Raw genomic sequence first — 17,354 nt, forward strand, 5'->3', positions numbered from 1 at the left:
TTTATTTAGTATTTTTATTTGTTATATATTTTAAATAATTCTCACATACTTTTGCTTTCCTATGACCCTATTGTATAATTATTTTGATTTTTAAAATATGATTCAAATCACAAAACGTAAATATTAAAGAATTATATATTATTTGACCACAATAAATTAAAAATGTTATGATATTAAATGGTAGGTGATATATATATGGAAAAGTGTAATTGTGAAAAATGCAATCATAAGCTATGTGCTAAGAAAGTACCAATATTTTCATTTCTTTCTGATGATGAGCTTATAAAAATAATTAATATGACAGGAAATAAAGTCTATAACAAAGGTGATGTATTATGCAGTCAAGGTGAAAAGTCAGATACTCTATTCATTATTAATGAAGGTCAAGTTAAAATATCTAAATTAACAAAAGAGGGTAAGGAGCAAATAGTTCATATCTTCACTGGTGGTGATTTCTTTGGAGAATTAAGTCTCTTTAGTAGTGATGAATTATGTAATTTTGACGCTTATGCTATCTCAAAGGTTAAAATATGTACATTAACTAAGCAAGATATGGATAAAATTATCATGAGTAATCCAAAAATATCATTAAAGCTATTACAAGTCATTTCAAAACGTCTATCTCAGACTGAAAATCTTGCCCAAAATCTTGCTACTAATGATGCAGAAATACGAATTGCATTTATGCTTTTAGAATTTGGAGAGGAATATGGAACATCTACAAGCCAAGGCTTACAAATTAACTTACCTATTAATAGAGAAGAGATGGCAAGCTATGTTGGAGTCACAAGAGAAACCATAAGCAGGAAGTTAAGTATATTTGAGGACTTAGGTATTATTAGTCTTAAGGGCAACAAAGTACTGATTATAAAAAAAATGGATAAATTAAGATCATATGTAGAATAATAATTTTCAATCAACCTAAAAGCTATTATATTAGCCTTGGGGTTGATTTTTTTTTCTAAATTAGGGAAATAATAAACAAAGCACTAATTTGGGAGATACTAATCTTATTTAAAAACTTGTAACGTAAGTTACCGTATAATAGAATAAAAACTAGTATTATATTATTAAAGAAGTTGATAATATAAATTATACTTTAAAACTAAATTTATTAAAAAATAAGGAGGTTTAATTATGGATGCAATAGATTTAATGATAGATGAGCATAAATATATATCACGAGGATTAAAAGTATTTAGAAAATTAAGCATAGAAATATTGAATACTAATACTGTTGATTTTGTATCCTTTGAAAAGATGATTTTATTTGTGAGAAATTACGCCGATAAACATCATCACAATAAGGAAGAGGTTGTCCTATTTAAAAAGATGGAAACTCAATTAGGTCAAAAGATGGTAAAGGGACCTCTATCTGGAATGTATATAGAACATGATTTAGGAAGACAACATATTAAACTTTTAGAGGAAGCTCTACTACGAGTTAAGAATGGTGACTTAGATTCACAAGTTGATATAATTGCAAATTCTATCTGTTACAGTGATTTATTAACAAGACATATTGATAAAGAAAATAAATTAATATATGCCTTTGCTAGAAGAGCATTAAGTGAGGCTGACATGGTGGACGTAAATGAAAATTGTGAGAAACTCGAATCCATAGCAACTGAAAATCTGGTGCAAAAGAAATATATCGATGTTTTAGAAATGCTTGAGAAAAAGTATGTTACGGATTAATTGATATACAATGCTTTATGGTAAATTAATATTTATACAAGGAGGAATTTATAATGAGCAGATTTTTAGCACCAATTCACACTTCATTATTCAATAAAATAAAGGTAACAGAGGATTTAGAAATAAATTTAATAAATTCATTTAAGGAAGTTAACGGAGAAAAAGTAACTGTAATTGTAAATGATATTAATGAAAAATATGGTAATCCCCTAGAGGATGCCCCTCTTGAAGACTTGATTGACTCAGATAACATACATGGATGGCTACAAAGTAAAATAGCAGCAGCAGAAACCCGTCAGGCGGAACTCTTAGGGAATTTAATTAGTGAATTCGGTGAAAAAGCAGAAAAAATTGCCTTTAATGTATTTGCCAATCAAGCTACCAAGTTAGCTAAGCAATCGAAAAATATTTATGAAACTGCCACAGCTCCTGATATCTACCAGGCACTTAATGTATATATACTTGAAGGTATGCCTTGTGATAATGTAAATAAGATAACTATAAAAGACGTTGATGTATTAGAGTGGCAGAATATTAAATGCTTACATAAAGCATATTGGGAGATTGCAGGAGCAAATGTGGATACCTTATATTCTCTTAGATTTTCATGGTTTAAAACTTTCGTAGAAACAATTAACCCGCAATTTACTCATATGGTAAAAAAAGAAGACTCCATTTTTATTCATAGAATCGAAAAAAAATAGAATTAAATAGTAATTACTATTTAAAAAAATTAATTTTAAAATTATGATCTTAAGCTGATAGAGTGATTATTTTTTGATCACTCCATACAGCATCTTTTTCTTTTGCATACATAATTACCCCTAAGCCTCTCAATATCATGCCCTTCAAGTATCAAAAGCTTTTCCCTTAAAAAACCAGCCCCACTTCTACATATTCCAATACCCTTTTGTGGTAACACCCTATGAGTTGGAATAAAATAAGAAACTGGATTTTTTGCAACTGCACTACCAACAGCTTGTGCTGCACCTGGTTTTCCTAGTGCCTCAGCTAGTCCCTTATACGTGCAAATATTCCCTGCACCAATTTTAGAGACAGCATCAAAAACAGTTTGCTGAAAAGGTGTAAACTCTGTTAAGTCCAACATCATATTATGAGTTCCTGTCTCTAAAAAATTCAAGGTTTCCTTAACTAGCAAACGTATCATGGGATTTTGTTCTTTCCCCTCACTAAATCTTTTTAAATCTATAAGCTCGTTACCATTATTATTTTTCAAAGATAAATACTTTAACCCTTTAGATGAAAAAGTAACACTTATGGTACCTGTTTCTAAAAAATCAATAATTTTATTAACCTGCATTAAACATTCCTCCTTTTTAGAAGTCCCTACTATTGTTTAGATAAATAATATTGCAATATTAATACTCCGATAATCTATTTATATCTTTCCAAACCTTATAATTTATTATACAAGTTTAAGTTGCAAAAGATACCAAAAGATAAATGAGTATATTAGTGCTTTGTAGTTAATATCTTCTGAAAGAATATTTTCCTACTTTAAATATAACAGTAGCAATTAATATGAGTATTAAGTCATCCTTATTTTTTAACAATAAGTCTTTGAGTTTTTATGCTACAATAAAAGAACATATGTAAAGGTTATACCACAGGTTTACTCTAATTTAGTAATATCAATGTGCTATAGAAGAATTAGTTTAATTTAAATAAAAATTTAATTTGGAGTGATGTAGATATGGTTAAAAGTAAAAATATGCCACTTGCCATGTGGTTAACACCAAATCCTCAGAAACTTACTAGGAATTTTTATGCCAGAGAAACACTGCAGGTTGCCAAGGAACTTTTAGGTAAAATACTTGTACATGAAGTTAATGGAGTAAAGCTAAGAGGTAAAATAGTAGAAACGGAAGCATACATTGGATCAATAGATAAGGCTTGTCATGCTTACGGTGGTAAAATAACACCTAGACTTACTACACTATATGGTAGGCCAGGAATTGCATACGTATATTTTATTTATGGGATGTATCATTGTTTTAATGTAATAACAAAAGAAGAAGGGTTTCCAGAAGGGGTCTTAATTAGAGCTATTGAGCCAATTGATGGGTTAGAGTTAATGTCAAATTTCAGGTTCAAGAAAACTTATAATGAACTTACAAAAGCTCAAATTAAAAACTTAACCTCAGGACCCTCTAAGCTATGCATAGCCATGAATATAAATAAAGAAAACAATAACCAAGATTTATGCACAAGTACACTATATATTGAAGACTCTTCAGAAAAAGAAATAGTTGGAATTATAGAAACTAAGAGAATTGGTATTGATTATGCAGAAGAGGCAAAGGATTTTTTATGGAGATTTTACATAAAAAATAATACTTGGGTGTCTAAAAAATAGAAAATATCTCCAAAATGTGGTTGAGAGGTAAATGATGTAAAGCTTGCCTCTCTTACCCATATTATCCTTAGACATAAACACCTGAAACAATGTTATTGTTTCAGGTGTAATCTAATTAATCACTTGGAAATTATAAATTATACTTCCTTTGAATACATTGGGGATGGATTTGGAGCAAGTATAACATAACATGACATATCTTTATCACTATTATTAGTTAAGCTAAAAACTTCAGTTCCCTTGCAGTGTATAATGTCCCCATGAATAATCTTATGTTTTATTCCATCTACTCCCATTTCACCTTGACCTACAAGCACATGAATAATAAGATCGCTTTGTTCATGATTATGAGCTGGAACCCCTTGGCCTGGTTTAAAATTCAGTACAAAATTTAAAACTCTATCTTCTTTAAAGATAACCTTTTTAGTAAATTTTTCATCATTGTAAATTATTTTATCTGATATTTTTTCTATTCTCATAATATTTTCTCCTTTTATTATTATTATTTTTATTATTTTTATTTTCTCAACAATTACGACTCCAACTGATCACCGTTCTTTTGCGTAATTTGTACTCCCAAGTAATATTCCCAAACTTCCGCTTTCTAATGCACTTGCTTTTTCATCTTCACTCATATTAAATATCTTTGGACAAATTCCTTCACATAAACCACATTTAATGCAAGCACCTTTATCCACAAAACCTTTCGCATCAAAATTTTCTTTGTCAAAGTCATTTTTTCTTAATCATTTACTATACACTGATTGTACTTAATTTTAAATGTTATAGATGTGATTCAAATCACAATTCAATAATTCATTGTATTACAGAAATTAAAATCATTGCCACCCTTTTTTCTTAATAGAATACATAGCACTATCTGCATTATGAATAAGCCCTACCATATGGCAGCGATGGAGATCACTACTAAATTCTTATTTATACTTCTTCTCTTAAGTCATACATAATACAAGTATTCAATTCAATAAACAATGCTTTAAATAAAAGAAAGCCAAGAAAAGCAACCATGTAATGATTAGATTTTCTTGACTTTTAATATACTTTTTTATTGGTTAGTTTTAATATCTGCTCTTAAACTATTTATATTATCCGAGTATTTGTTTTAAATCCTCTTCTGGTGTACTTATTGGTTTAATGTCAAAAGTGTCAACTAAGAATTGTAATACATTTGGGCTTAAGAAAGCTGGTAGTGTTGGGCCAAGGTAAATTCCCTTTACGCCAAGTGACAATAATGCCAATAAGTCAGCAACAGCCTTTTGTTCGTACCAAGTTAAAACTATTGCAAGTGGTAGATCATTAATACCACATTTAAATGCATCAGCAAGTGCTAAAGCTATTTTAACAGCCGAATATGCATCGTTACATTGACCTATATCTAGTAATCTTGGAAGTCCTGCTACTTCTCCAAATTCTAACTTATTAAAACGATATTTTCCACAAGCTAAGGTAAGAATAATACAATCGCTTGGAACTTGCTTTGCAAATTCAGTGTAGTAATTTCTTCCTGCTTTCGCACCATCACATCCTCCAATTAAGAAGAAGTGTCTAATTTTACCGTCTTTAACTGCATTAACTATTGTTTCAGCATGAGCCAAAGTTGCTTTATGCCCAAATCCAACTAGAATTTCTTTAACTTCTTCATCTTTTTCAAATCCACCAAGTTCTAGCGCCTTGTTTATCATTTCAGAGAAGTCTTTATGACCATTCTCATCAGCAGCTATATGTTTTACTCCATCCCACCCAACAACACTTGTTGAGAATATCCTATCTTTATAAGAATCTCTTGGTTTCATTAAGCAGTTTGTTGTCATTAAAATACAACCAGGTATGCCATCAAATTCCTTTTGTTGATTTTGCCATGCTCCTCCAAAGTTACCTACTAAATGTTTGAACTTATTTAGTTTAGGATATCCATGTGAAGGTAACATCTCACCATGTGTGTAAATATTTATTCCCTTGCCTTCTGTTTGCTGGAGTAACATTTCAAGATCTCTTAATTCATGACCAGAAATTATAATAAATGGTCCTTTTTTAATGTTTACATTAACTTTTGTAGGTGTAGGTGAGTTGTATTTCTCATTATTAGCTTTATCTAATACCTCCATAATCTTAACACTCATATCTCCAGTCTTAATTAAGTACTTGATAAGGCCTTTAAGGTTTAAACTGTCATCCGTCATTACTGCTAAAGCTATAAAATAAAAATCATCTACTTCATCACTATTATAATTAATAAATCTAGCTTGATGCGCGTAAGCAGCAATTCCTTTTAACCCATATTTTATAGTTTCTCGAACTGAGCGTATATCAGCATCTAAATCATCATCATACATGACACCTGCTTTTTTAGCATCTTCAAGTATCTGCTCTTTAGTATCACTTAGATTATATAAAGCCTCTTTTGCATTTACTTCTTCTCCTAAAGCTTTTTTCCTTGCATCTTCTTTTATTACTTGAGATTTTTTAAGCATATCCATATGAGACTTTGGATCAAAATTAACATTAGTTAACGTCATAAACAATGAATTTTCAATAAATGAAACCCATGACTTATCAAGTTTTTCACCTTTAGATAAAAGTTTAGTAGCATAACAACTTATTCCTTTTAACTGATATATGAGCAAATCCTGAAGTGCTGCAATTTCTGGTGTTTTTCCACAGACTCCTATATTGGTACATCCTTTTCCACCAGCAGTTTGTTCACATTGAAAACAAAACATTTTTCCTTGCATATGTAACCCTCCTATTTTTTAAAATATTTCAGTATCTAAGCTCTACGTTGAGTAGTTAATTGATGATTCAATCAATTATATGTAAATTAGTTACATTACTATACTTTACCATTATAATAGATAACTTTCAATATTTTATTAACCTTTTTGTAATCTTAAATACCCTTGGATTAATATTACACATTTATAATCATATAAAGGTTTTAACCCGTTAACCTTATTTATTATAGTATAATTTATTTTATGTATGTCTATTTGATTTAAATCACATTAAAAACCAAACTATATGGATATAATGTTATTTAAAGAATCAAATAATTATTGACTTTGCAATTAAAACTAAAGTTAAAAAATAAGCAGAGTGAAGCTAGACAATTATAATGGAGGCAATTAAAATGAGTGATAACATAGTTATAATAGGTGGTGGCATTGCTGCTATAAGTGCAGTTAAGACAATTAGAGAAACTGATAGCGATATAAATATATTCATATTTCAAAGTGAAAAATATTATCCTTACTATAGGATAAAGTTGACAAAAGGCCTCTTCAATATTCTTGATGAAGAAAAAATAATGCTTCAGAAAAAAGATTGGTACGAATTTAATAATGTTAAATTGTGTCTTGGAAGTGAAGTTATTGGAGTTGATATCATTAAGAGTGAAATTATCTTGCAAAATGGTAATAGATTTGGTTATAATAAGTTATTACTCGCTAATGGTTCAAAAAATTTTATTCCACCTATTGATGGTATTGATAAAGAAAATGTTTATACCATAAGAAAATTAGATAATACTCGAGATATACAAAATAATATCAATGATAAAACAACTATATTAAATGTAGGCGGTGGAGTACAAGGAATAGAAACAGCATGGAGTCTTAATAAATATGGTAAAAATGCTATCATAGCCGAGTTTCAAGAAAGATTAATGCCTCGCCAGTTAGATAAAAGGTCATCTGAAATTCTTAAAACTGCAATTGAAGATTTTAAAACTAAAGTGCTTTTAAATACACACATAGTAAAAATTCTTGGAGATACTAAGGTAAAAGGTGTAGAAACAGTTGCTGGACAAATTATTGAAAGTGACATGGTTATTTTTTCTGTGGGAATAAGAGCTAATAAGGAATTATTAGTGGGTACAAAAGTAAAAACTAATAATGGAATTTTAGTTAATGAGAAAATGGAAACTAATATAAAAAATGTTTACGCCGCAGGGGATGTAGCAGAGTTAAATGGAAGAATAGTTGGACTTTGGAACATTGCTATTGAACAAGGAAAAACAGCTGGATATAATATGGTAGGTAAAGAGATGGTTTACAAAGAGGTTGTACCAGTTACCATATTAAATGCTTTCGATATAGCACTTTTCTCCATGGGTGAGGTAGATGAGAACCAATGTGATAAAACAATAATGGAAGAAGACTCCAATGGGTTGCATTATAAGAGGTTATTTATTAGAGATAATAAAATAATAGGTGCCATTGTAATCGGAGATAATAAGTATTCTACCTTAATAAAGGCTGCAATAGAAAAGAAGATTGTATTTTCAGACGTGGATTTATTGAATACAAAAATAAATGATTTATTAGTGAAATCAAAAAGTAGTTAAATGGAGGGTATTAGATGAGTTTTAAAATAAGTGATACTGTTACCTGGGTTGAAAAAATTGATTGGGAGCTTCGATCATTCCATGGTGAGGAATACTCTTCCTAGTCATGGAATAATATGGAGAGATAATCCATTGCAAATAGTAAATAAATATATGGGATGGGCAAAAATTACCAGGAAAATTACATCACAATAATTTATGATACTATGTGGAATTCCACTAGAAGAATGGCTGAAGCCATATCAGAAGGTGTAAAAAGTTCAAATAGTGGTATTAAAATAAAAATTTTTAATTCATCTAAAAGTGATAAAAATGATATTATTACAGAAGTTTTTAAATCAAAGATTGTGCTTATTGGTTCATCAACAATAAATAAAGGTATATTATCTTCAACAGCGGCAATACTAGAAATGATTAAAGGACTTGAATTTAAAGTGAAAAGTGCAGCAGCCTTTGTACTTATGGATGGGGGGGTGGGTCTACAAAGATAATTACTGAAGATTTAAATAAAGCTGGTTTTGAGGTAATAAATGAAGGAATAAGAGAATTGTGGAACCCAGATGAAGATGGATTAAACAGATGCAGGGATTTTGGAAGGAATATTATAGAAAAAATCTAATTATATTATAAGGAGGAATATTTTTATGAAAGGTTTTGTTGATAAGGATACATGTATAGGATGTGGATTGTGTGCTTCTGTATGCCCGGAAATCTTCGAGATGATGGATGATGGATTGGCAGAAGCATCGGAAAATGAAATTGAAGATAAGCTAATGGAAAGCGCTAAAGATGCTGAAGAGCAGTGTCCTGTAAGCGCCATTACAATTGAATAATAGTATTGATAATTATTAGCACTAGCCAAAGCTGGTGCTATTTTTTATTTGATTTAAACGGACACAAAAACAGAGACATCGCAAGAATTTGTAATGTCTTTGTTTTTGTGTTTTATTTTAGATCTCGCTATATTATTTTTTATATCCAATAGCCTTAGCTGGGCATTTTCCTATTGCTGCCTTTATGTTTTCATTTTCCTCTGATTTTGAAATTTTAATAATAACCTTTGCCTTTTTATTTTCAATAGCAAAAGTCTCTGGCGATATTTTTGTACATAATCCACAACTCATGCAATATTGATTATTTACATTAAGCACAAAATCTTCTTCATTAGTCAAAATATCATCCATTGGTATATCCTCTTTTTTAACTAACCTTGAAGTAATATAAGCCATAATAAAAATTGAAATAGTAGTTAAAACCCATCTTATAGCCATAAATTTAGGTCCTAAAAATTTTGCTTCATTAGCCAGCATTGGTATTTTAATTACTGCCCAAGTGCTAAGCATGATAACAATGCTTGTAACACTAGCGCCTTTTTTTAAGAGCATTTTGCACACAGGAAATGCAGCATATATGGGTCCTGCTGAAAAACTTCCGAGTAAGAAAGAAAATATAGGTCCTTTAAACCCTGAACCTTCACCTAAAGCACTTTCTATTGATTTTTTAGGAACCCAGGCTTCGATAAGAGAGGTTAGTATCAATATAACTGGCATTATTATAAGCATTTCCTTTACGTAATATAAGCTATTATTTAAAGACTGAATAGCTTTACTTGGCATTAGAATTCCTAGTAATATATAAGTTGTAATTACTAAGGTTAAAAACATATTATTTTTTAGTTTTGCTCTAATGGCATTCACAATACCACCCCCATCAATAATGCAATTATAATGGCAAAAATAAAGCTCAAAGAGTTCCTTACTATAGTAAACTTTAAACCAAACTCTTTTTTTTCAAGGGAAAAAGTAACTATTCCTACCATAGTAAGTGTTGTTAAAAATGCAACCACTGGGACTATGTTTGCTCCAGCATTTACAAGAGATCCTACCAGTGGAAAAGCAACAAAAGCAGGTATTAAAGTTATACTTCCTACAAAAGCGGAAACAATTGTTGATATAAAAATATTAGACTGGCCCATATATTGTTTTATGATATCAGGAGGAATAAAAGTTAATATCAAACCAATTAAAAATAGTATTCCAATTATCTGGCTTATCATATTTTTCATCATTCCACTAGACATCTTAATAGAATTTAATGTTCTTTTTTTATCTTTAGTTATTGACCAAATAAACCATGTTCCAGCAATAATCCAAAGTGCAATGGTGAATATATCCATCTTAATTACCTACATAATTTTTAGGGTTAGGCGCTTTAATTACGAAAAATTCAAGAATTTCTTCATTAAAGTTGTTTATATTCATTTTAATATTATAGGGTATATTCACAATATTCCCCTGTTGATATTCTTTTTCTTCTTGTTCTCCTAGTTGTATAGTCAATATACCTTTTATTATAACCATATATACATTAGAATTAGAGAAGTGTTCCGCCAGACCTGTTCCTTTAGTCAGTGTCATATGCATTAAAAGTAAATTGTCATCATCGATAGTTTTTTCAACCTTTTTTTCAATAGATTTGTTGAATTTATAATTTTTTTCTATCATTTTAATTTCCCCTTTCAAAATATCTCTACATGTATTATAATTTAATCTAAGTTATAAATCAGTTACCATGGTTACTAATTTATAAAAAAGGAGATAATTAATATATGATATCCTATGTTCCTTTACTTAAAAACATTGATTTATTTAAAGACCTTTCTTTTGAAGATCTGAATTATTTATTCACCAAAGATCTATACGAAATTACAAACTATAAAAAAAATTCTGTAATATATTTTCAGAACGAAAAGTGCACAAGGTTTGACCTAATTTTAAAGGGAACTATATTAGTTCAAGGCATTGATTCAAAAGGAAATGTACTAACTATTAGTGATTTTACTGTTGGTGATGTTTTAGGTGGAAATTTGCTTTTTTCACATAGGAACTTTTATCCTATGACAGTTATTTCAAAAACTGATGCTATCATCCTTCATATGAAGAAAGATTTAATTTTGAAGCTCTGTCAAATTGATGTGGCTTTTTTAAATAATTTTCTCGGTTCAATATCAGATAAAACTTCAATATTAACAGATAAAATCAACTCATTATCTATGAAAACTATAAGACAATGTATAATTGATTTTTTAATATATGAAAGCTTCTCGCAAAACAGCAGGACCATTAAATTAGGATACACTAAAAAAGAACTTGCTGAAAAATTTGGAATTCAACGGCCCTCTCTTTCTCGTGAATTAAATAAAATGAGAAAGGACGGATTAATAGAATATGATGCTCGCTCAATAACAATAATTGATATAGATTCATTAACCAATTCTCATTTGTAGATTATGTGACTTATAAATAAACTAGTTCTAATGTTAATGGCGACAAATATGTTGTAATAATCTATATGCTTTAAACTATATAACTTATAGTAGCCTCAGGCAAATATTTTTGAATTAATTCTCTAATGACATCCTCAGCTGGATTTCTATATTCACTGCGATATGTATATTTACCTGGCCCCTTTGGCCTCATCTTAATCTTATCAAGCAAATTTACTGCTTTTGGCATGCTTTCTGTATTAATAATATAATTAGGTAAACCATAGGTCATAAATATTACCTCTATAAATAATTGATTTTTAAGCTTAAATGATAAACTCTCCTTAACTTCCTTAAACATATTATCATACATTATTTCCCACCCATTTTCCAAAATTATAGGGGCGATATTTAATCCTATTTTATATCCAACTTCAAACATCTTATTTGCTGCAATAATTCTCTCTTTTAAACTACTAGTGCCAAACTCTACTTTTTCTATATTTCTTGTGGATTAATGGAAATTCGCATTTGTGTGTGACCATTGTGATTCGCCGTTAATAAATCGTCCACAGCATCAAACTTTGTTGAAAAGGTGGCTGTCGCATTTTCTAGCTTTCCAAACTCCTCAATTGCCCATCTTAAATTTCCCGTTATAGTATTTTCAAGGACCATATCAGAATTACTACCTAATTCATAAACCTTATGTTCCCCTACTTTCACAATCGTCTTCTTTACTTTGTTCATTATTTCATCTCTATTCATATATATTCTAAGATAAGAGTTAGTGTTAAAATGACAAACTAAATAACAATAAAGACAGGTCGCAGTACAACCGCTAGAGGTAAATGGAACAATAAAATCTGCACTTTTATCATTGGGTGTTAGTTTTATAGTCTTTCTTGTACCTAAGATTAAGTATTTTTTCATTTTAGTATATTCCTTATTAGGTAGATGTCTTAATTCTTCAATTTTATGATGGGCTTCTATAGGGGTAAGTGGAATATTTAATTTATCATATCTCTCTAATATTTCTTTTCCTTGTTCATATTTTTTTACTATTTCTTCATAATAAACTCGTAATGGTATAAAAGGTCTCATCATACCTCTCCCTTTCGTATATAGCAATAAAAATTAACTTTAGTTTAGTATTTTACTAGTGAACCTTATTTATACTTATATAATTGAACAGCATTAATTTCAGTTATATTCATTACATTTGTAATATGCATAAAAAATGTAGATCTAGAATCATTCATTTTAATTTTTTCTTGGACTTCCAACAAAGTCAATTAATTTACTCATATTTACCTCCAAACTTCAATATGATCTTTTATAAAGACATCTATTGTTCTAGGTTTTCTTTTTAATAAAACTTCAGCAGTGCTCGAAACATGGTTTGCCATGCCCAATTTTGTTGTAAGGTATAATATCATCATTACAGTGGCAAATTCTCTTTTGATTCCTCTTACAATCATTTCATTTCTAAATTTAAATAAAGGTGGGTTTGAATATGTTATTTTTCGTCCAAGTATTCTTGTCATACTTTCTGCAACTTGAAAGTAAGTAATAGCCTCTGAACCTGTAATAGTATATGCCTTATTTTCATGGCCCTTTTCTGAAAGAGTCCTTCCAATTATCTCACCAATATCCCTTGTATCTATAAAACTAATCTTAGCTTTTCCTGAAGGTATGAATAGGTCATCTCTCAGCTTAATATCTTCTGCATGTGTTGTAGATAAATTTTGCATAAAAAAACTAGGTCTTATAAAAGTGTAAGGTATTTCAGACTCTAGAATGACCTTTTCAATTTTGTGATGTGGTGGAAAAGGATTTTTCTCTGCTCCTAGTAAAGATAAAAATACTATTTGCTCAACTCCAACTTCTTTACATTTTTGAATAAAAGGTTTAAATATTCCATTAACATCTGTAAGTTGTGGTGGTCTAACTAAAAACACCTTTTTAACACCATTTAGAGCAGTTTCATAGGTATCTATATCTTGAAAATCAAAGTTAACATATTCCATGGAATCATCTTGCTCAATGCTTTTTTTAATGTTTCTTACGCCAGCTAGAAAGTCTCTATTTATACTTTTTAAATAGTCCACAACTGCACTTCCTACATTTCCCGTTATTCCTGTTAATAAAATCTTTTCAATCATTATTCTTCACTCCCTTCATTTAATTTACAAATCTCTTTGGCTTATTATTTATTTGAATGTGCCTATAATATAACAATAGAGGATGATTAACAATTTTTTTGTCTTTTATTTTAAAAGTAATTTTTTATTAAAACCTGTTACTACGAACTATTAATTTCAAAGAGTGAAAGTGTGGTGCATTTACTGTGTATTTTAATAAATTTTTATGATTATTCTACTAATAAGAACCATCAAAAATAGAAAGGATTATCCATATGCTACATGGAAGGTACTCCTTTCTATTTTATTTGTTTATTAGAAAATGTTAATAGATTTTTGTAAATAACTATGCTGTCAAATTATTATGTCAAAGGCTTAATTAATTTATAGTGTTTTATTATTTAATAATGCATTTTTTTTACTATTATATTCTTCTTCATTTATTTCTCCACGAGCAAATCTTTCATTTAAGATGTCTAATGAACTATCCCTAGTTCCTATATCTTTAATATTTTTATTTTGCAGTAGTTTATATATTGAAAATGCAACAATTACAATTATTATTATAGGAATAATCATTCCAAATGACCCTCCCATCATATTGTTTCCATATCCATATCCCATCATATTAAATCATCCTTCCTTTAATTTTTATTTTATTTATCCATTAATTTGTTTTAATTATTTAAAATTTGTTATATTAGATTCCCATCATACTCGTATGAATTTCTGTCATATTTTCTCTGCCTATGGATTTCATCATATTAACCATAGATTTATATCCATTTTCTTTCATTATATCGATCATCTTTTTATAATCCTTATCACTTATGTTATTCATCAAATTACTCATGGAACTAAAATCTCTATTTCCCATTGCCTTTGCTTCATCACTGAAACCATTATCTTTCATTATTTTTATCATGTCCTCATTGCTAACATTTGATTGAACTCCTATAGCATTACCATCACCCATCATATAACTTCTATAATTATATGAAGATTTATTATTACTATTTTGTGAGCTCATAATCGGTCTGTTAAAATCATTGTTAGTTAAATTATTCCTACCTGTTGCATATGCAACTGAAATGCCTCCAACTGTTAAAATTCCTGCTATTATTATAACCATAAATTTAGTTTTCATTTAATATCACTCCTCACCATATCTAGTGTATTTCTCTATATATTTATTCTACTATTGAATTGTGGAGTAATTATGAAGATAATTTATTTTATTTTATAAATTAGTAATATTCTTACAAGTTCTACTCATGTTTCAAGGAATTAATTGTTACAAATCCAAAGTATGGTGGACTAAATTTCAATGCTGGTAATTTGCAAGCATTTGTAAATGATGTAACCTTCATTTGGTTGATAGTGTAAAAGATTCTAATGGAAAGTAATTTTAAAAATGATCCTCGTATGAGAAGTATAAAAAATAGTCCTCAAGTTCTAAAAACTCAAAGACTCAAAAATATATATTTAAAATATTTCATAATTTCATTGAAACTTATTTCACTATTTAATTTATCATTTAATTGCATTTTTCCATTTTAGGAGGTCTTACCATCAATGCCATTACTTTCTTCTCCCTCAATACTAATTATAAGTTTATTAGACAGACATACAATTAGCTGGCCAGGCTTAGAAGAAATCCATCCAACTTTAACATCAACTTGCTTGGGACAATCCGCAGCTTTTACGCTAATACCATTATGTTTAACTGATATAACATTGTAATTGCCTTTATCTGTTTTTATAGTAAACTCTTGTGGCTCTATTACCTTATTTAAATCAATAGTTTTAAGCACCTTGCCATCGCTCTTAATAACTGCAATATTTTTCAAACCGTTAATAGAAGTTTTATATATTGTAGTTATGCTTAAAGCTATTACCACAATAATTAGAATTACTATTCCAACTATTTTATCACCACTCTTCATAACTAAACTCCTTGTTTGTTAAATAAAATTATTTTTAATGTATATTTTCACTTTTATGTTTTATTTATAGATTTAGTATACTCCAAAATTATAAAGAGATTATGTAGTTAAAAGGTATGCCTTTAGCCTCTTAACTTTACCTTTTGAGGTCTCCTTATTTGCTTTAATTTTACTTATAGATGTAATTTGTGGAAAATCACAAAAATCTATTAAAATACGCAGTAACAACGCATCCCTTTTCCTCTTTACTCTTCACATCTATGGTTGCCTTATGAAGTGTCAATATATTCTTTACAATGGTGAGTCCTATTCCTGTGCCTTCTATTTCATGTCTACTTTTATCTCCTCTATATAGTCTCTCAAATATATAAGGTAGGTCTTCCTTATTAATTCCGATGCCTGTATCTTTTATTTTTAATATTACCTTTTCATCAGTTGCTTTCAAAGTAATATTAATTTCCCCATGTACTGGAGTAAATTTGACTGCATTTGAAAGTAAATTAATAATTACCTGTTTTATCTTGTCACGGTCTCCTAAAATGTTACATGATTTACTAGTGCTACATTGTAAGGAGATATTGAGGTTATTATTTTCCGCTATTACTCCAAAATCACTTATAACTGAGGAAATAATATCCTTCAAATTAATTTTTTCCATACTTAGAGATATTTCCTCCGCTTCAACCTCTTTTAGGATGTTTAAATTATCTATAAGCTTTCCAAATCTAATAACTTCCTCGTTAAGATAGGTCAATCTTTCATTGTCTACTGGGAAAATACCATCTATCATAGCTTCAAAATTATTTTGAAGAATGTTAAGAGGAGTTCTAACCTCATGGGATATATCTGATATTAACCTCTTCCTAAGCACATCCTGATGTTGAAGTTTTTCTCCAAGTGTATTTATACTATTCCTTAAATCTTCAAGCTCTAAAATGTTACTTTTTTCATTGGACCTTTCGTGATAATTTCCATTTGAAAGATAAACAGAAATCTTTGAAATTTGACTAAGTGGTGTTGAAAATTGCTTTGAAATATATAAACTGATTAATATTGTTATTAAAATTGAAAGTACAACACTTAAAATAATGCTCTTATTTATTGAGGTTTTAAAGCTTACATCCTCTTCTGATAATAGTACTGGTGCATATTGCCCTACTTCTATGTGTCCTACAGTTTTGTTTTCAACATTTATTTCGAATTTGCTTGTATTATAAACTCCTCCATCTTTAACATGCATATTAATATTACTATTTTTAACTATTTCTTTAGGGTCCATTCCCCAAACAACTTTGTTATTTACATCCCTAAGAGTAAGACAATAGTTACTCATATAGGCTTCGTGCAGAATTTCTATTCCTGAATTTTCATCCCACTTACCATTTTTTTTATATACCTCTTCCAGATATTTAACTATTCTAACATTTCTCTTATCTTGATTTTCCACTAGATATTTATCAAAAGTTTTTGATATTGTTATATTTACAAAAAGTGTAGATAAAAAAAGTGCTATTATCGCTGTTGCTACTAAAATAATACTTAATCTCTTCCTTATGCTCTGCAT

21 protein-coding genes and 1 pseudogene are annotated in these 17,354 nt (G+C 29.2%); 8 read left to right on the forward strand and 14 right to left on the reverse strand.

Features of this window, described 5'->3' with window-relative positions; all coding sequences use genetic code 11:
- The first annotated feature begins 195 nt into the window (after positions 1 to 195).
- The 3 genes from ACREVU_RS16675 to ACREVU_RS16685 all read left to right on the forward strand — a co-directional run bounded on the left by ACREVU_RS16675 (position 196) and on the right by ACREVU_RS16685 (position 2,402).
- Positions 196 to 906, forward strand: coding sequence for a Crp/Fnr family transcriptional regulator (locus ACREVU_RS16675; RefSeq protein WP_431552733.1), 711 nt, complete (start codon positions 196 to 198; stop codon positions 904 to 906).
- 231 nt (positions 907 to 1,137) lie between these two features.
- The gene (locus tag ACREVU_RS16680) at positions 1,138 to 1,698 is read left to right on the forward strand and encodes a hemerythrin domain-containing protein (protein ID WP_431552734.1); all 561 of its coding nucleotides are present in this window, start codon (positions 1,138 to 1,140) and stop codon (positions 1,696 to 1,698) included.
- Between the two features lie 53 nt (positions 1,699 to 1,751).
- A complete protein-coding gene (locus ACREVU_RS16685; RefSeq protein ID WP_431552735.1) occupies positions 1,752 to 2,402 on the forward strand; it encodes a hypothetical protein in 651 nt (216 codons plus the stop codon).
- A 77-nt stretch (positions 2,403 to 2,479) separates the two neighbouring features.
- On the opposite strand, the gene ACREVU_RS16690 is transcribed toward ACREVU_RS16685, so the two are convergent.
- Positions 2,480 to 3,019 carry a methylated-DNA--[protein]-cysteine S-methyltransferase gene (locus ACREVU_RS16690; protein WP_431552736.1) on the reverse strand — a complete coding sequence of 180 codons (540 nt, stop codon included), beginning with the start codon at positions 3,017 to 3,019 and terminating at the stop codon, positions 2,480 to 2,482.
- A gap of 423 nt (positions 3,020 to 3,442) precedes the next feature.
- Here ACREVU_RS16690 and ACREVU_RS16695 point away from each other — a divergent pair, with 423 nt between their 5' ends.
- Entirely contained in the window at positions 3,443 to 4,075 is a 633-nt protein-coding gene (locus ACREVU_RS16695; protein ID WP_431552768.1) for a DNA-3-methyladenine glycosylase, read from the forward strand.
- A gap of 137 nt (positions 4,076 to 4,212) precedes the next feature.
- On the opposite strand, the gene ACREVU_RS16700 is transcribed toward ACREVU_RS16695, so the two are convergent.
- The 3 genes from ACREVU_RS16700 to hcp all read right to left on the reverse strand — a co-directional run bounded on the left by ACREVU_RS16700 (position 4,213) and on the right by hcp (position 6,828).
- Complete coding sequence (locus tag ACREVU_RS16700) at positions 4,213 to 4,554, reverse strand: cupin domain-containing protein (protein ID WP_431552737.1); 342 nt, start codon at positions 4,552 to 4,554, stop codon at positions 4,213 to 4,215.
- 69 nt (positions 4,555 to 4,623) lie between these two features.
- Positions 4,624 to 4,773, reverse strand: coding sequence for a ferredoxin (locus ACREVU_RS16705; RefSeq protein WP_431552738.1), 150 nt, complete (start codon positions 4,771 to 4,773; stop codon positions 4,624 to 4,626).
- 408 nt (positions 4,774 to 5,181) lie between these two features.
- On the reverse strand, positions 5,182 to 6,828 hold the full coding sequence (gene hcp, locus ACREVU_RS16710) for a hydroxylamine reductase (protein WP_431552739.1): 1,647 nt from the start codon (positions 6,826 to 6,828) through the stop codon (positions 5,182 to 5,184).
- Positions 6,829 to 7,223: 395 nt separating this feature from the next.
- Here hcp and ACREVU_RS16715 point away from each other — a divergent pair, with 395 nt between their 5' ends.
- The 3 genes and pseudogenes from ACREVU_RS16715 to ACREVU_RS16725 all read left to right on the forward strand — a co-directional run bounded on the left by ACREVU_RS16715 (position 7,224) and on the right by ACREVU_RS16725 (position 9,271).
- Positions 7,224 to 8,438 carry an NAD(P)/FAD-dependent oxidoreductase gene (locus ACREVU_RS16715; protein WP_431552740.1) on the forward strand — a complete coding sequence of 405 codons (1,215 nt, stop codon included), beginning with the start codon at positions 7,224 to 7,226 and terminating at the stop codon, positions 8,436 to 8,438.
- 99 nt (positions 8,439 to 8,537) lie between these two features.
- Positions 8,538 to 9,057: pseudogene (locus tag ACREVU_RS16720) on the forward strand (flavodoxin domain-containing protein); the annotation flags it as partial.
- A 25-nt stretch (positions 9,058 to 9,082) separates the two neighbouring features.
- Positions 9,083 to 9,271 carry a ferredoxin gene (locus tag ACREVU_RS16725; protein WP_431552741.1) on the forward strand — a complete coding sequence of 63 codons (189 nt, stop codon included), beginning with the start codon at positions 9,083 to 9,085 and terminating at the stop codon, positions 9,269 to 9,271.
- Positions 9,272 to 9,403: 132 nt separating this feature from the next.
- Here ACREVU_RS16725 and ACREVU_RS16730 read toward each other — a convergent pair whose 3' ends face one another.
- From ACREVU_RS16730 to ACREVU_RS16740, 3 genes are read right to left on the reverse strand one after another with little or no spacing between them, the layout of a single operon-like run.
- The gene (locus ACREVU_RS16730; protein WP_431552742.1) at positions 9,404 to 10,135 is read right to left on the reverse strand and encodes a permease; all 732 of its coding nucleotides are present in this window, start codon (positions 10,133 to 10,135) and stop codon (positions 9,404 to 9,406) included.
- On the reverse strand, positions 10,132 to 10,614 hold the full coding sequence (locus ACREVU_RS16735) for a permease (protein ID WP_431552743.1): 483 nt from the start codon (positions 10,612 to 10,614) through the stop codon (positions 10,132 to 10,134). Before ACREVU_RS16735 ends, ACREVU_RS16730 begins: the two co-directional genes overlap by 4 nt.
- 1 nt (position 10,615) lies before the next feature.
- A complete protein-coding gene (locus tag ACREVU_RS16740) occupies positions 10,616 to 10,942 on the reverse strand; it encodes a cupin domain-containing protein (protein WP_431552744.1) in 327 nt (108 codons plus the stop codon).
- A 104-nt stretch (positions 10,943 to 11,046) separates the two neighbouring features.
- Here ACREVU_RS16740 and ACREVU_RS16745 point away from each other — a divergent pair, with 104 nt between their 5' ends.
- Positions 11,047 to 11,724, forward strand: coding sequence for a Crp/Fnr family transcriptional regulator (locus ACREVU_RS16745; protein WP_431552745.1), 678 nt, complete (start codon positions 11,047 to 11,049; stop codon positions 11,722 to 11,724).
- A gap of 70 nt (positions 11,725 to 11,794) precedes the next feature.
- Here ACREVU_RS16745 and ACREVU_RS16750 read toward each other — a convergent pair whose 3' ends face one another.
- The 7 genes from ACREVU_RS16750 to ACREVU_RS16780 all read right to left on the reverse strand — a co-directional run bounded on the left by ACREVU_RS16750 (position 11,795) and on the right by ACREVU_RS16780 (position 17,354).
- Positions 11,795 to 12,145, reverse strand: coding sequence for a spore photoproduct lyase family protein (locus ACREVU_RS16750; protein WP_431552746.1), 351 nt, complete (start codon positions 12,143 to 12,145; stop codon positions 11,795 to 11,797).
- A 56-nt stretch (positions 12,146 to 12,201) separates the two neighbouring features.
- Complete coding sequence (locus tag ACREVU_RS16755) at positions 12,202 to 12,807, reverse strand: spore photoproduct lyase family protein (protein ID WP_431552747.1); 606 nt, start codon at positions 12,805 to 12,807, stop codon at positions 12,202 to 12,204.
- 203 nt (positions 12,808 to 13,010) lie between these two features.
- Positions 13,011 to 13,865, reverse strand: a complete 855-nt coding sequence (locus tag ACREVU_RS16760; RefSeq protein WP_431552748.1) for an SDR family oxidoreductase — start codon at positions 13,863 to 13,865, stop codon at positions 13,011 to 13,013.
- 363 nt (positions 13,866 to 14,228) lie between these two features.
- Positions 14,229 to 14,471, reverse strand: a complete 243-nt coding sequence (locus tag ACREVU_RS16765; protein WP_431552749.1) for an SHOCT domain-containing protein — start codon at positions 14,469 to 14,471, stop codon at positions 14,229 to 14,231.
- Positions 14,472 to 14,544: 73 nt separating this feature from the next.
- On the reverse strand, positions 14,545 to 14,991 hold the full coding sequence (locus ACREVU_RS16770; RefSeq protein WP_431552750.1) for a hypothetical protein: 447 nt from the start codon (positions 14,989 to 14,991) through the stop codon (positions 14,545 to 14,547).
- 409 nt (positions 14,992 to 15,400) lie between these two features.
- Complete coding sequence (locus tag ACREVU_RS16775; protein ID WP_431552751.1) at positions 15,401 to 15,790, reverse strand: NusG domain II-containing protein; 390 nt, start codon at positions 15,788 to 15,790, stop codon at positions 15,401 to 15,403.
- Positions 15,791 to 15,986: 196 nt separating this feature from the next.
- Positions 15,987 to 17,354 (reverse strand): sensor histidine kinase, encoded by a 1,368-nt coding sequence (locus ACREVU_RS16780; protein WP_431552752.1) that lies wholly within the window; start codon positions 17,352 to 17,354, stop codon positions 15,987 to 15,989.

The organism is Clostridium sp. (genome assembly GCF_050717535.1).
Classification (GTDB): Bacteria; Bacillota; Clostridia; order Clostridiales; family Clostridiaceae; genus Clostridium_AD.